The organism is Caulobacter vibrioides, from assembly GCF_002858865.1.
Taxonomy (GTDB): Bacteria; Pseudomonadota; Alphaproteobacteria; order Caulobacterales; family Caulobacteraceae; genus Caulobacter; species Caulobacter vibrioides.
Map to the genome: position 1 here is coordinate 294,713 of NZ_PJRR01000013.1, position 13,456 is coordinate 308,168.

11 protein-coding genes are annotated in these 13,456 nt (G+C 67.9%); 5 read left to right on the forward strand and 6 right to left on the reverse strand.

The window, feature by feature from the left end:
• Window positions 1-18 precede the first annotated feature (18 nt).
• Window positions 19-639: an alpha-ketoglutarate-dependent dioxygenase AlkB gene (locus CVUC_RS09695; protein WP_096034704.1), complete on the reverse strand. Its 621-nt coding sequence runs from the start codon at window positions 637-639 to the stop codon at window positions 19-21.
• Between the two features lie 417 nt (window positions 640-1,056).
• On the opposite strand from CVUC_RS09695, the gene dnaK reads away from it, so the two are divergent.
• From dnaK to CVUC_RS09715, 4 genes are all read left to right on the forward strand, one after another.
• Window positions 1,057-2,952, forward strand: coding sequence for a molecular chaperone DnaK (dnaK, locus tag CVUC_RS09700; RefSeq protein WP_010917900.1), 1,896 nt, complete (start codon window positions 1,057-1,059; stop codon window positions 2,950-2,952).
• Window positions 2,953-3,114: 162 nt separating this feature from the next.
• Complete coding sequence (dnaJ, locus tag CVUC_RS09705) at window positions 3,115-4,272, forward strand: molecular chaperone DnaJ (protein WP_096032095.1); 1,158 nt, start codon at window positions 3,115-3,117, stop codon at window positions 4,270-4,272.
• A gap of 86 nt (window positions 4,273-4,358) precedes the next feature.
• Complete coding sequence (mutS, locus tag CVUC_RS09710) at window positions 4,359-7,070, forward strand: DNA mismatch repair protein MutS (RefSeq protein ID WP_096032096.1); 2,712 nt, start codon at window positions 4,359-4,361, stop codon at window positions 7,068-7,070.
• 20 nt (window positions 7,071-7,090) lie between these two features.
• Window positions 7,091-9,913 carry a [protein-PII] uridylyltransferase gene (locus CVUC_RS09715; RefSeq protein ID WP_010917903.1) on the forward strand — a complete coding sequence of 941 codons (2,823 nt, stop codon included), beginning with the start codon at window positions 7,091-7,093 and terminating at the stop codon, window positions 9,911-9,913.
• Here CVUC_RS09715 and moaC read toward each other — a convergent pair.
• From moaC to moaA, 5 genes are read right to left on the reverse strand one after another with little or no spacing between them, the layout of a single operon-like run.
• Window positions 9,910-10,386: a cyclic pyranopterin monophosphate synthase MoaC gene (gene moaC / locus CVUC_RS09720; RefSeq protein ID WP_096032097.1), complete on the reverse strand. Its 477-nt coding sequence runs from the start codon at window positions 10,384-10,386 to the stop codon at window positions 9,910-9,912. The genes CVUC_RS09715 and moaC overlap by 4 nt on opposite strands.
• A complete protein-coding gene (moaB, locus tag CVUC_RS09725) occupies window positions 10,383-10,934 on the reverse strand; it encodes a molybdenum cofactor biosynthesis protein B (protein WP_096032098.1) in 552 nt (183 codons plus the stop codon). Before moaB ends, moaC begins: the two co-directional genes overlap by 4 nt.
• Window positions 10,935-11,387 carry a molybdenum cofactor biosynthesis protein MoaE gene (locus CVUC_RS09730; protein ID WP_096032099.1) on the reverse strand — a complete coding sequence of 151 codons (453 nt, stop codon included), beginning with the start codon at window positions 11,385-11,387 and terminating at the stop codon, window positions 10,935-10,937.
• Entirely contained in the window at window positions 11,384-11,623 is a 240-nt protein-coding gene (gene moaD / locus CVUC_RS09735) for a molybdopterin converting factor subunit 1 (RefSeq protein ID WP_010917907.1), read from the reverse strand. The genes CVUC_RS09730 and moaD overlap by 4 nt, the downstream gene beginning before the upstream one ends.
• Window positions 11,624-11,626: 3 nt before the next feature.
• Window positions 11,627-12,676, reverse strand: a complete 1,050-nt coding sequence (gene moaA / locus CVUC_RS09740) for a GTP 3',8-cyclase MoaA (RefSeq protein WP_096032100.1) — start codon at window positions 12,674-12,676, stop codon at window positions 11,627-11,629.
• A 30-nt stretch (window positions 12,677-12,706) separates the two neighbouring features.
• On the opposite strand from moaA, the gene CVUC_RS09745 reads away from it, so the two are divergent.
• Window positions 12,707-13,339, forward strand: a complete 633-nt coding sequence (locus tag CVUC_RS09745; RefSeq protein ID WP_010917909.1) for a nucleotidyltransferase family protein — start codon at window positions 12,707-12,709, stop codon at window positions 13,337-13,339.
• Window positions 13,340-13,456 lie beyond the last annotated feature (117 nt).

Consider the following 13,456-nt stretch of genomic DNA (forward strand, 5'->3'; position numbering starts at 1 on the left):
CGGACCGGACTCGCCTCTTCACCCCGCCCCCGCCCGCCGCAGGGTCAGGTTGATCCGGCCGCCGCCGGGGACCAGGCTGGAGGAGCCGGCGATTACCCGGTCGACCCCGTGGAAGGCCATCCGGGCCGGGCCGGACAGGCGGAGGACGTCGCCGGAGGTCAGTTTCAGGCTACGGGTCGGGTCCTTGCGGTTCACGCCGCCGATCCGGAACACGGCGGTGTCGCCCAGCGAGACCGACAGCACCGGAAAGCGCGGATCGGCCTCGTCGCGGTCCTGGTGCAGGCCCATCCGCGCCGCGCCGCAGTAAAGATTGACCAGGCAGGAGTCCGGCGCCGTGTCGGCGTCACCAAGCCGGCGCCAGAGATCCATGAGCGAAGCCGGCATCGGCGGCCATGGCCGGTCCGTGCCGGGATGACGGTCGGCATAGCGATAGCCGGCGGCGTCGCTGGTCCAGCCCAACGGGCCGAGCGCAGTCATGGCGACGCTCATCGCCTTGCCAGAGGCCGTCCGATAGTGCGCGAACGGCGTCTGCTCCGCCGCGGCGAAAACCGCCTGGACCAGGTCGCGCTGAGCCGCGACGTCCAGGAAACCGGGCCAAACGTCAAAGCCGGGCATGACGGCGAGGGGCTGGGCGAACATCGGCGACTCACGGGCCGCCACAGACCGGCGAGCCTCGGTTGTGTTCCACAAAGTCGCCCCCCATGCATCATCTGGCGCCGCCATTTTCCGGGTCCTGTCAGAGTGCGACGGGCGCACCGCGCCCGGCGCCTCGCATACGGCCACTTTTCTTCGTCCCAAGGCCAGATTCCCCTCGCCGCCAGGGGTTATGGCCTTGCGTGGCGGCGCCCATCCCCCATATCGGCTTCAAAGCGGGGTTGACGGGCTCGTCAACTTCGCACAACGCATTCCGCCCGTTCGATTTTCGTCGACGGCGCGGAGCGCGGAACTTGAACCGTAATGAGTGCGAAGCCACTGGGGACGGAGCGAGAAAAACCGGGGCGCTTCTGAGAAGGCCCTTGTCACCGCCGTCCGCCTAAAGGAGCGACAGGTACGAAGATGAGCAAGATTATCGGTATCGACCTTGGCACCACGAACTCGTGCGTCGCCATCATGGACGGCAAAACCCCCAAGGTGATCGAGAACGCCGAAGGCGCTCGCACGACGCCGTCGGTGGTCGCCTTCCTCGAGGACGGTGAGCGCCTGATCGGCCAGCCCGCCAAGCGCCAGGCCGTCACCAACCCGACCAACACGCTGTTCGCGATCAAGCGCCTGATCGGCCGCACCGCCAGCGATCCGGTGGTCGAGAAGGACAAGGGCATGGTGCCCTATGAGATCGTCAAGGGCCCGACCGGCGACGCCTGGGTCAAGGCCCACGGCAAGGACTACAGCCCGCAGGAAGTCTCGGCCTTCATCCTGCAGAAGATGAAGGAAGCCGCCGAAGCCCACCTCGGCGAGCCGGTGACCAAGGCGGTCATCACGGTTCCGGCCTATTTCAACGACGCCCAGCGTCAGGCCACCAAGGACGCCGGCAAGATCGCGGGCCTGGAAGTCCTGCGGATCATCAACGAGCCGACCGCGGCGGCCCTGGCCTACGGCCTGGACAAGAACGACGGCAAGAAGATCGCCGTCTACGACCTGGGCGGCGGCACCTTCGACGTGTCGATCCTGGAAATCGGCGATGGCGTCTTCGAGGTGAAGTCGACCAACGGCGACACCTTCCTGGGCGGTGAAGACTTCGACCTGCGGATCGTCGACTACCTGGCCGACGAGTTCAAGAAGGAGCAGGGCGTCGACCTGCGCAAGGACAAGCTGGCCCTGCAGCGTCTGCGCGAGGAAGCCGAAAAGGCCAAGAAGGAGCTGTCGTCGACGGCTCAGTACGAGGTCAACCTGCCGTTCATCAGCATGAACGCCTCGGGCCCGCTGCACCTGAACATCAAGCTGTCGCGCGCCAAGCTGGAAGCCCTGGTCGACGACCTGATCGCCCGCACCATCGGTCCCTGCGAACAGGCCCTCAAGGACGCCGGCCTGAAGAAGAGCGACATCGACGAAGTGATCCTGGTCGGCGGCATGAGCCGCATGCCCAAGGTCCAGCAGGCGGTGCAGGACTTCTTCGGCCGCGAGCCGCACAAGGGCGTGAACCCTGACGAAGTCGTGGCTCTGGGCGCGGCCGTTCAGGCCGGCGTGCTGCAAGGCGACGTCAAGGACGTGCTGCTGCTGGACGTGACCCCGCTGACCCTGGGCATCGAGACCCTGGGCGGTGTGTTCACCCCGCTGATCGAACGCAACACCACCATCCCGACCAAGCGCTCGCAGACCTTCTCGACCGCCGACGACAACCAATCGGCCGTGACGATCCGCGTGTTCCAGGGCGAACGCCCGATGGCGCAGGACAACAAGATGCTGGGCCAGTTCGACCTGGTCGGCATCCCCCCGGCGCCGCGCGGCGTGCCGCAGATCGAGGTCACCTTCGACATCGACGCCAACGGCATCGTCCAGGTGCACGCCAAGGACAAGGCGACCAACAAGGAGCACTCGATCCGCATCCAGGCCAATGGCGGCCTTTCGGATAGCGACATCGAGCGCATGGTCAAGGAAGCCGAGGCCAATAAGGCTGCGGACGAAAAGAAGAAGCAGCTGGTCGAGGCCAAGAACCAGGGCGAGGCGATCCTGCACTCGACCGAAAAGGCTCTGGCCGAGCACGGCGACAAGGTCGGCGCGGCCGAGAAGACCGCGATCGAAACCGGGATCACCGAGCTGAAGACCGCCCTGGAAGGCGAGGACGTCGAGGCCATCCAGGCCAAGACCCAGGCCCTTATCCAGGCTTCGATGAAGCTGGGCGAGGCCATGTACGCCGCCCAGCAAGGCTCGGCCGAGGGCGGCGACGCCAAGGCTGACGACGGCGTGGTCGACGCCGAGTTCGAGGAAGTCGACGACAACAAGCCGGCGGCTTAAGCAAGCCATGCGCGCGCCGCGGAACATTCGCCACAGGATCGTTCCGCGGCCGCGACCTTCTGCCTCCCGGCCCATGAGCGCCTTGCGCTGGGCTTGGAGCTATCCCACTTCTCCCGTTGTAAACGCCACTTTCGTGGGCCTTTTGGGCGCCAGACGCTGACAATGCGCGACTATTACGAAATTCTCGGCGTGACCCGGACCATCGATGAAGCTGGTCTGAAGTCCGCGTTCCGCAAGCTGGCGATGGAACACCACCCTGACCGCAATGGTGGCTGCGAGAACGCGGCCGGGCGGTTCAAGGAAATCAACGAGGCCTATTCGGTCCTCTCCGATCCCCAGAAGCGTGCGGCCTATGACCGCTTCGGCCATGCCGGCGTCAACGGGCCGCAAGGCGGTCCGGGCGGGTTCGGCGGCCAGGGCTTCGACGCCAGCGACATCTTCAACGACGTCTTTGGCGATGTGTTCGGCGAGATGTTCGGCGGCGGTCGTCGCCAGTCCAACGGCCCCCAGCGCGGCCAGGACTTGCGTTATGACCTGGAGATCACCCTCGAGCAGGCCTACGCGGGCGCTGAGGTCGAGATCACCGTCCCCGCCGCCATGACCTGCGAGGTGTGCGAAGGCTCGGGCGCCAAGCCCGGCACCAGCCCCTCTGTCTGCGGCACCTGCGGTGGCGCGGGCCGTGTCCGAGCGACCCAGGGCTTCTTCGCCGTCGAGCGCGGTTGCCCGCGCTGCGGCGGATCCGGCCGTCTGGTTCTGGACCCGTGCTCCAACTGCCATGGCCATGGCCAGGTGCGTCGCGAGCGCATCCTGTCGGTCCGCATCCCGGCGGGCGTCGACGACGGCGCCCGGATCCGCCTGGCCGGCGAAGGCGACGCCGGCGCGCGCGGCGGTCCGCGTGGCGATCTCTACATCTTCCTGTCAGTGACCCCGCACGAGCTGTTCGAGCGTGATGGTCTGGACCTTCTCTGCACCGTGCCGGTGCCAATGACCACGGCGGCCCTGGGCGGCGAGATCGACGCGCCTTGCCTCTTGGGTGGCGAGAGCTGCGACGGCGAGTGCAAGGTCAAGGTCCATGTGCCCGAAGGCGCTCAGACCGGCAAGACCGTCCGCCTCAAGGGCAAGGGTATGCCGTCCCTGCGCAGCCGCCAGCGCGGCGACCTGGTGGTCGAACTGTTCGTCGAGACTCCGACCCACCTGTCGGCGCGCCAGAAGGAACTGATGCGCGAACTGGCGGGCCTATGCGGCGAAAAGCAGAACCCCAAGTCCGCCAACTTCGTCGGCAAGGCGAAGAGGTTCTGGGAAGAGGTCACGGGGAGCTAGGGCTTCCCGTTCCAGCGCCTGTTTCGTGTAATTCCTTAACGCCGCCCCTTAACGGGAGTCGCGACGCTCTGTAGTTTCCGGGCGTCATGAACGCCCACGCCACGCCGACCCCTGCCCACGAGATCGACCCCACCGGCGCCACGCCGGTGATGGCGCAGTTCTTCGAGATGAAGGCGCGGCAGCCTGATGCGCTGATCTTCTTCCGCATGGGCGATTTCTACGAGCTGTTCTTCGACGACGCCTACAAGGCGGCCGCTGCTCTGGGCATCAGCCAGACGTTCCGGGGCACGCATAACGGTCAGCCGATCCCAATGGCGGGCGTGCCGCAGCATGCGGCCGAGGCCTATCTCTCCAAGCTGATCCGCCTGGGCTTCAAGGTCGCCGTCTGCGAGCAGATGGAAGACCCCGCCGAAGCTAAGAAGCGCGGCTCCAAGGCGGTGGTCCGTCGAGACATCGTCCGCGTGGTGACGCCGGGTACCCTGACCGAGGATGGCCTGCTGGACGCCCGCGGGGCCAATCGCCTGGCCGCAGTGGCCCTGCGCGCGGGCCAGGCGGCCGTGGCGTCGGTCGAGCTGTCCACCGGCGAGGTCGAGGTCTTCGCCGTGGCCAAGGAGGGGGTCGCCCCGATCCTGGCGGCCCTGGCTCCGTCCGAGACCCTGGTCGCCGATCGCCTGCTGTCCGATGACAGCCTTTCCCAGACCCTGAAGATCTGCGGCGGCCTCGTACAGCCCATGCCCTCGGCCCTGTCCGAGCCCCAGGCCTCGGAGACCCGCGTAAAGCGCCTCTATGGCGTCGAGACCCTGGACGGCTTTGGCGGTCTGTCGCCGGCCGAGATCGGGGCCCTGGGCCTGATCGCCGCCCATCTGGAAATGACCCAGGCCGGCCGACTGCCGGCCCTGCGCGCGCCACGCCGGGCCGCTGACGCCGATGTCATGGCGATCGATCCGGCCACCCGGTCCAGCCTGGAAATTGACCGTACCCAGAGCGGTGATCGCAACGGCTCGCTGCTGGCCGCCATCGACCGCACGGTGACGGCGGGGGGCGCGCGGATGCTGGCCTCGCGCCTGGCCCGTCCGCTGCTGGATGTGGCCGCCATCGACCAGCGCCTGGACGCGGTGGAATGGTTCGTCGAGCACCGCCAGCTGCGTCAGCGCCTGCGCGAGGTGCTGAAAGGCGCCGGCGACATGGCCCGCGCCCTGTCGCGCCTGGCGCTGGGCCGAGGCGGTCCGAGGGACCTCGGCTGTATTCGCGACACCCTGAAGGTCGGTGAGCGGCTGGCCGGCATGGCGGGCGGCGCGCCCGATCCGCTGTCGCCGCCGCCGTTCGAGCTGGAGCACGCCTTCAAGGCCCTGACGCCTGCGCTGCATGAGGGGCTGTCGCAATTTCTGACCACGCTCGAACATGGCCTGGGTCCCGACCTGCCGGCGCTCGCCCGTGACGGCGGTTTCGTGGCGGCGGGCGTGCGGCCCGAGCTGGATCAGGCCAGGGGCCTGCGCGACGACAGCCGCAAGGTGATCGCCGCCCTGGAATCCCAGCTGGCCCTGGAAAGCGGCGTGCCGCTGAAGATCCGCCACAACGGCGTGCTGGGCTATTTCGTCGAGGCGACGGCGGGCAAGGCCGACCCCCTCTTTCAGCCGCCGCTGAACGCCACCTTCATCCACCGCCAGACCCTGGCCAATCAGGTGCGCTTCACCACGGTGGAGCTGGCCGATCTCGACGCCCGCATCGCCCAGGCCGCCGAGCGGGCGCTGGCCATGGAGGTCGCCGCCTTCGAGGACTGGCGCGAGCAGGCCCGCCTGCTGGCCGACGCCATCCAGATCGCCTCGGAAGCCCTGGCCCGCATCGACGTGGCCTCCAGCCTGGCCGAATGGGCCGAGGACGCGGGCGCGGTGCGCCCGGTCGTCGACGCCTCCTACGCCTTCGACGCCAAGGCCGCCCGCCACCCGGTGGTCGAGGCCGCCGTGAAGCGGGCGGGAGAGCCCTACACCCCCAATGACTGCCGCCTGGACGCCTCGGGCGAAACGGCGGCCCGCCTGTCGATCGTTACCGGTCCGAACATGGCCGGTAAGTCGACCTTCCTGCGCCAGAACGCCCTGCTGGCGATCCTGGCTCAGTCGGGTTGCTACGTGCCGGCCGCCAGCTTCCGGCTGGGCGTGGTCGATCGCCTGTTCAGCCGTGTCGGCGCCGGCGATGACCTGGCCCGCGGCCGCTCGACCTTCATGATGGAAATGGTCGAGACCGCCGCCATCCTGACCCAGGCCGGGCCGCGCAGCCTGGTGATCCTGGACGAGATCGGCCGGGGCACGGCCACCTATGATGGTCTGGCCATCGCCTGGGCCTGCGCCGAGGCCCTGCACGACACCAACAAGAGCCGCGCCCTGTTCGCCACGCACTATCACGAGCTGGCGACCCTGGAGACGCGGATGGCCTTCGTCTCCAACCTCAGCCTGAGGGCCAAGGAGTGGAACGGCGACCTTGTTTTCCTGCACGAAGCCGCGCCAGGGCCGGCCGATCGTTCGTACGGCGTGCAGGTGGCTAAACTGGCCGGCGTGCCGGCGCCCGTGGTGGTGCGCGCCCGCGAGGTGCTGGATCGGCTGGAGAGCAAGGACCAGTCGCCGGCCAAGCTGGACGATCTGCCGCTGTTTGCGGTCAGTCAGGCGGTGGCCGTCACCTCCGCGCCCGCCAAGGCCGCGCCTAGCGCCGTCGAGACCAGCCTCGCCGACCTCGACGTGGACGGCATGAGCCCGCGCGAGGCCCTCGAGGCGCTTTACCGCCTTAAGGGTCTGCTCACGGCCTAGCGGGTACCCATATAGACAACATGCCCCGTCGCCTTCGCCCCACCCGCCTGGAACACGTCGTCGACGGTCACGCCCTTCGGGCGAGGCTTTCGGCCGCCGCCCTCGACTCGATCGGCAATGAGGCCGAGCAGCGGGCCCGCGCCATCGACATCCTCAAACAGGCTCTGTTTCGCGGTCGGATGATCGCCAAGGAGCGCTTGGAGAACGGCGCGAGCGGCGTCGAGACCAGTCGCCTGCTCAGCGGGGTCACCGACGAGGTGATCACCGCCCTCTACGATTTCACGACCGTGCACGTCTTCCGGGCCCGCAACCCGACGGAAGGCGAACGCCTCTGCCTTCTGGCCGTCGGCGGCTATGGCCGGGGAACCCTGGCGCCGTTCAGCGACATCGATCTTCTGTTCCTGCGGCCCTACAAGCAGACGCCGCACGCCGAGAGCGTGATCGAGTACATGCTGTATGCGTTGTGGGATCTGGGTTTCAAGGTCGGCCACGCCTCGCGGACCATCGAGGAATGTGTGCGGCTTTCGAAGGAAGACTTCACGATCCGCACCTCGATCCTGGAGGCGCGACGCCTGACCGGCGACGAGCGTCTGGCCGAGGATCTGAAGAAGCGCTTCCGCGACGAGGTCATGAAGGCCACCGGCGCCCAGTTCGTCGCCGCCAAGCTCAAGGAGCGCGACGACCGCCAGGCCCGGGCCGGCGCCAGCCGCTACATGGTCGAGCCCAACGTCAAGGAAGGGAAGGGGGGTCTGCGCGACCTTCACACCCTGATGTGGATCGCCGAGTACCTGCATCCGGTCGATCGGCCCGAGGACGTCTTCAAGATGGAGGTGTTCTCGATCCGCGAGACCAAGGCCTTCATCCGGGCCTTCGACTTTCTGCATGCGGTGCGGGCGCATCTGCATTTCACCACCGGCCGGCCCGAAGAGCGCCTGACCTTCGACCTGCAGCCCGAGATCGCTCGCCGCATGGGCTATGGCGACCGGGGTGACGCCCCGGCGGTCGAGCGGTTCATGCGCCGCTACTTCCTGATCGCCAAGGAGGTCGGGACCCTGACCCGCGCCTTCTCGGCCAAGCTGGAGGCCGAGCACTTCAAGAACGAGCCCAAGGGCATCTCGCGTTTCCTCCCGGGCGCGCGCCCCAAGCGCAAGGCGCTCGATGTTGAAGGCTTCTACGAAGATGGCGGTCGCCTGAACATCGAAGGTCAGGAGATCTTCGAGGCCGATCCGGTCAACCTGATCCGCCTGTTCAAGATCGCTGACGAGCGCGACCTTGATCTGCATCCCGACGCCTTTACCGCCGTGACGCGCGCCCTGCCGCTGATCACCTCGCGGGTGCGCCGCGACCCCGACGCCTGTCGGGCGTTCCTGGACTTGCTGGCGCGCGGCAAGCGCAGCTATCGGACCCTGACCCTGATGAACGACGCCGGGGTGCTGGGTCGCTTCATTCCGGAGTTCGGCCGCGTCGTCGCCCAGATGCAGTTCAACATGTACCACTCGTACACGGTGGACGAGCACACCCTGCGGGCGGTCGGCGTCATCGGCGACATCGCCGCTGGGCGCCTGGTGGACGATCACCCTCTGGCGGTGTCGATCATGCCTTTGATCGAGGACCGCGAGGCCCTGTTCCTGGCCATGCTGTTGCACGACACCGGCAAGGGCGGCGTAGGCGGTCAGGAGAAGGCCGGCGCGCGCTCGGCCCGCAGCGCTTGCGAGCGCCTGGGCGTCGAGCGCAGCAAGGTCGAGCTGGTCGCCTGGCTGGTCGAGAACCACCTTGTCATGAGCGACTTCGCCCAGAAGCGCGACGTCTCCGATCCTGGCACGGTCGCTGCCTTCGCCCGGATCGTCGAGAACCCCGAGCGGCTACGCCTTCTGCTGGTCATCACCGTCGCCGACATCCGGGCTGTCGGACCTGGGGTCTGGAACGGCTGGAAGGGCCAGCTGCTGCGCGAACTCTATAACGCGACCGAAGCGGTGTTCCGGGGCGGGCGCGGCAGCGACGCCGCCGCCAATGTCCAGCGCCACCAGGAAAGCACGGCCGAAGCCGCGCGGGCGGCGCTGCTCGAGACCGATCCCGCCGCCAAGGGCTGGGTGGCGGCGATGGAGAACGCCTATTTCAGCGCCTTCTCGCAGGATGACCTGTTCCATCACGCCGAACTGGCGCGTCGTGCGGCGATCCAGGGCGGGGCCGCCGCCGAGGGGCAGGTACGTCCGGGAAGCAACGCCGCCGAGGTGGTTATCGCCGCCAAGGATCGTCGCGGTCTGTTCGCCGATCTCGCCCTGGCGATCTCGTCGCTGGGCGGCAATGTGGTTGGCGCACGGGTGTTCACGTCCCGTCAGGGCCAGGCGCTGGACGTCTTCTATGTCCAGGATGTCACGGGCGCGCCGTTCGGCTGTGAGAATCCCCGCGCGCTGCGCCGCCTGGCCGACGCCCTGGAGGCCGCAGGCAAGGGCGACGCCCTGGCCGTCGAGCCTCGCCGGGGCTCTGAGCAGACCCGCGCCGCAGCCTTCGCGATCGCACCGTCGGTCACGATCGACAACGACGCCTCCAATGACGCGACGGTGGTCGAAGCCTCGGGACGCGACCGCCCAGGCCTGCTGCACGCCCTGGCCAAGACCCTGGCCGACAGCGCCTTGTCCATCCAGTCGGCCCATATCGACGGTTATGGCGAGCGGGCGGTCGACGCCTTCTACGTCCAGACGACCGAGGGCGGGAAGGTCACCGATACGCGCAAGCTCAATGCTCTGAAGGCTGATCTGCTGGCGGCGCTGGAGCAGAACGAAGCCAGCGCCCCGGCGGCGCGCCCAGGCTTGAGACGGGCCCGGGCCAGCGTCGCGCGTTAGGGTTGGTCCGCCTTCCAGTCGCCTGACTTGCCGCCCGTCTTTTCCAGAAGGCGCACGGCCTCGATGACCATGCCTTTCTCGGCGGCCTTGAGCATGTCGTAGATCGTCAGGCAGGCCACAGAGGCGGCCGTCAGCGCTTCCATCTCGACGCCTGTCGGACCGGTGGTCTTGACCCACGCGGTCACCGCCAAGCCGCTGTCGGTCGCTTCCACGGCGACCTCGACCTTGGACAACGCCAGGGGATGGCAAAGCGGGATCAGGTCGGACGTCTTCTTGGCCGCCATCACACCGGCCAGTTCGGCTACGGCGCGGACGTCGCCCTTGCGGCCCGAGCCCGAGATCGCCAACGCCAGGGTTTCGGGGCTCATGCGCACAAAGCCTGTCGCGACAGCCTCGCGGGCGGTCGCCGGCTTCTCAGAGACATCGACCATGCGCGCGCGCCCCTGGTCGTCGATGTGGGTGAGCTTGCTCAACGTTCCAGCAGCCTCGGCATCAGTTCGACCATGTTGCAGGGCTTGTGGCGGCTGTCCAACTGGGCGGCGATGACCTTGTCCCATCCATCCTTCACCGCGCCGTTGCTGCCGGGCAGGCAGAAGACGAAGACGCCGTCGATCAGGCCCGCCGTCGCTCGCGACTGCAGGGTGGAAAGGCCGACCGAGGCGTAGCTGACCAGATGGAAGACGACCGAGAAACCGTCGATCTTCTTGTCGAACAGGGGCTCCAGCGCCTCGACAGTGACGTCACGACCCGTCAGGCCGGTCCCGCCGGTGGTTACGACCGCATCGACCGTCTTGCTGTCGATCCAAGAGCGCACCTGGGCCCGGATCTGCTCGATGTCGTCGCGGACCACCACGCGGCCGCCCAGTTCTTGGCCGGCGGCCTTGATCCGCTCGACCAGGATCTGGCCCGAGGTATCGCTGGCCTCATCGCGGGTGTCGGAGATGGTGAGCACCGCCACGCGGACGGGCGTGAAGGGCAGTTCAGGCTTGATCCCGCCGCCGGGCTTGAGCGTTTCGGACATTCAGGCCTCCTGATCCCAGCGTTGCGCGTCGGTCCTATCGCGCGCCGTGGGTTCGATCCAGCGCGGACCCTCGGGGCCATGCTCCTTCTTCCAGAAGGGCGCACGGCTCTTGAGGTAGTCCATCAGGTAGTCGCAGGCCTCGAAGGCCTCTCGGCGATGGGCGGCGGCGGTGGCCACGAACACAATCGCCTCGCCCGGCGTTATGACGCCGACACGATGCACGATGTGGACATCCTGCAGGGCGAAGCGCGTCACCGCGCCTTGCGCGATCTCTGTGATCGCGGCGTCCGTGAAACCCGGATAGGCCTCAAGCTCCAACGCGCGGGCGGCGCCTTGCTCGGCGCGGGCGAGTCCGATGAAGGTCGCCACCGCGCCCGTCTCTTCCCGGCCGGCGCAAAAGGCGGAAACCAGAACGCCGGGCTCGAACGGCTGATCGGTCAGGGTGACGATCATCCGCCGCTCATCGGCGGCAGGAAAGCGACCTCGCTGGCGGCGGACAGCGCCGCCTCGCCACGGACGATGGTCTTGTCGACGGCGACCTGAACGCCCGGTCCGGCCAGCGCCTCGCCCAGAACAGGATCGGCCTGCGAAAGGCTGGCGCGCAAGGTCGAAAGGTCGGCCGCCTCGATCTCGCGCTCGCGCCAGCCGGCCTGATCGGCCAGGCGCCCGAACAGAAGCACCCGCGCCATCCCCTAGCCCCCCGTCGTCGACATGTGACGGGCCACGGCGGGCTGGGCGGCGGCGATCTGGAAGTCGTGGCCCTTGGGCTTGGCCCCGATCGCCAAGTGAATGGCGTCAACGAGTTCGGCGTCGCTGGCGCCCCTGCGGATCACCGCACGCAGATCGCTGGCGTCGTCGCGGCCAAGGCAGGTGTGCAGCGTGCCGGTGCAGGTCAGGCGCACCCGGTTGCAGGTGTCGCAGAAATGGTTGCTCAGCGGGGTGATCAGGCCCAGGCGACCGCCGGTCTCCGCCACGTGGACATAGCGCGCCGGCCCGCCGGTGGAGTCGGGGATATCCGTCAGCGTCCAGAAGGACGACAGATCGCGGCGCACGTCCTGCAAGGACAGGAACTGGTCGGTACGGTCCTGATCAACCTCGCCCAGGGGCATGGTCTCGATCAGGGTGATGTCGCAGCCGCGCCCATGGGCCCACTGGATCAGCGCGGGGATCTCGCCGGCATTGTCATGCTTGAGCGCTACGGCGTTGATCTTGACGGTCATCCCCGCCGCCTGCGCCGCGTCGATCCCGGCGATGACCCGCGTGACGTCGCCGCCCCGGGTCAGGGCGCGGAACAGCGCGGGCTTGAGCGTATCGAGTGAGACATTGATCCGCTTGACGCCATGGCGCGCCAGATCTGAGGCGTAGCGCTCAAGCTGCGATCCATTGGTCGTCAGGGTCAGCTCGTCCAGCGCGCCTGAGCTCAGGTGCCGGGACAGGCGGGCCACCAGATCGATGAAGCCCTTTCGCACCAGCGGCTCGCCACCCGTCAAGCGCAGCTTGCGGACACCCAGGCCAACGAAGGTCGAGGCCAGGCGATCCAGCTCCTCGAGCGTCAGCACCTCCGCCTTGGGCAGAAAGGTCATGTGCTCGGCCATGCAATAAACACAGCGCAGATCGCAGCGATCAGTGACGGAGACCCGCAGATAGGTGACCGCGCGCCCAAAACCGTCGATCAGGGACGGTCCAGTCGTTCGGGGGGCGGTCGAGACCGCTTGCGCGGGACTGTCATCATAGGGCGTCATGTCGAGCTATTAGAATAGGCGCTGGGACCCATGACGCAAAGAGATACCGGCCGTCTCGACGCCATCGTCCTGGCGGCGGGGCGCGGCGTCCGCTTTGGCGGCGGCAAGCTGACCGCGCTTCTGGACGGCGACCCGCTGGTTGCTGCCGCTCTGCTGACGGCGTTCCTGGCGCCGGCGCGGCGTGTTGTGGTGGCGGTGGGCCCGGAACCGGATGTCCGTCAGGCCGTGGAAGCGACGGCCACGCGTCTGCTGGCCCGCGAGCGTCTGGTTCTTGTACCGATCGACGACCCTTCGGCCGGCATGGGCGCGTCGCTGGCGGCGGCAGCCAGAAGCCTCCCAGGCGATACCGACGGCGTTTTCGTCTTTCTGGGCGACATGCCCCGCATCGATCCGGCGACGCCGAGACATCTGGCGGCAGCGCTGCGAGATCCCGGTGACATCGTCGCGCCCACCTATCTTGGGCGTCGTGGCCATCCAGTTCTGTTCGGCGCGCGATGGGCGCCTGTCCTCGGCGCGCTTTCCGGAGACGAAGGCGCCCGCGCTATCGTCGATAAGGCGGGCGAGAGCCTGGTCCTGGTTCCCGTCGACGACCCTGGCGTGCATCTCGACGTGGACCGGCCCAGCGACCTCGCGCGCGTGCAAACGGATCGCAGAACGCTCTAGGTGGTGTGGACTCTAAGGATTCCCAGGATCGCTGATGCGTGATTCAAGGCTGTCTTTTGGAGGCGGTCTTGGGTGTGATGGATCGGCTAGTGCTGAGCGACGCGGCGTGGGATCGGA

Excerpts from the sequence above, each read along its gene's own strand:
- dnaK (WP_010917900.1), top strand. The coding sequence starts at position 1,057 with ATGAGCAAGATTATCGGTATCGACCTTGGCACCACGAACTCGTGCGTC.
- mutS (WP_096032096.1), top strand. The coding sequence starts at position 4,359 with ATGAACGCCCACGCCACGCCGACCCCTGCCCACGAGATCGACCCCACC.
- moaD (WP_010917907.1), bottom strand. The coding sequence starts at position 11,623 with ATGGCGCGGGTGCTTCTGTTCGGGCGCCTGGCCGATCAGGCCGGCTGG.
- CVUC_RS09695 (WP_096034704.1), bottom strand. The coding sequence starts at position 639 with ATGTTCGCCCAGCCCCTCGCCGTCATGCCCGGCTTTGACGTTTGGCCC.
- dnaJ (WP_096032095.1), top strand. The coding sequence starts at position 3,115 with ATGCGCGACTATTACGAAATTCTCGGCGTGACCCGGACCATCGATGAA.
- CVUC_RS09745 (WP_010917909.1), top strand. The coding sequence starts at position 12,707 with ATGACGCAAAGAGATACCGGCCGTCTCGACGCCATCGTCCTGGCGGCG.
- CVUC_RS09730 (WP_096032099.1), bottom strand. The coding sequence starts at position 11,387 with ATGATCGTCACCCTGACCGATCAGCCGTTCGAGCCCGGCGTTCTGGTT.
- moaB (WP_096032098.1), bottom strand. The coding sequence starts at position 10,934 with ATGTCCGAAACGCTCAAGCCCGGCGGCGGGATCAAGCCTGAACTGCCC.
- moaA (WP_096032100.1), bottom strand. The coding sequence starts at position 12,676 with ATGACGCCCTATGATGACAGTCCCGCGCAAGCGGTCTCGACCGCCCCC.
- CVUC_RS09715 (WP_010917903.1), top strand. The coding sequence starts at position 7,091 with ATGCCCCGTCGCCTTCGCCCCACCCGCCTGGAACACGTCGTCGACGGT.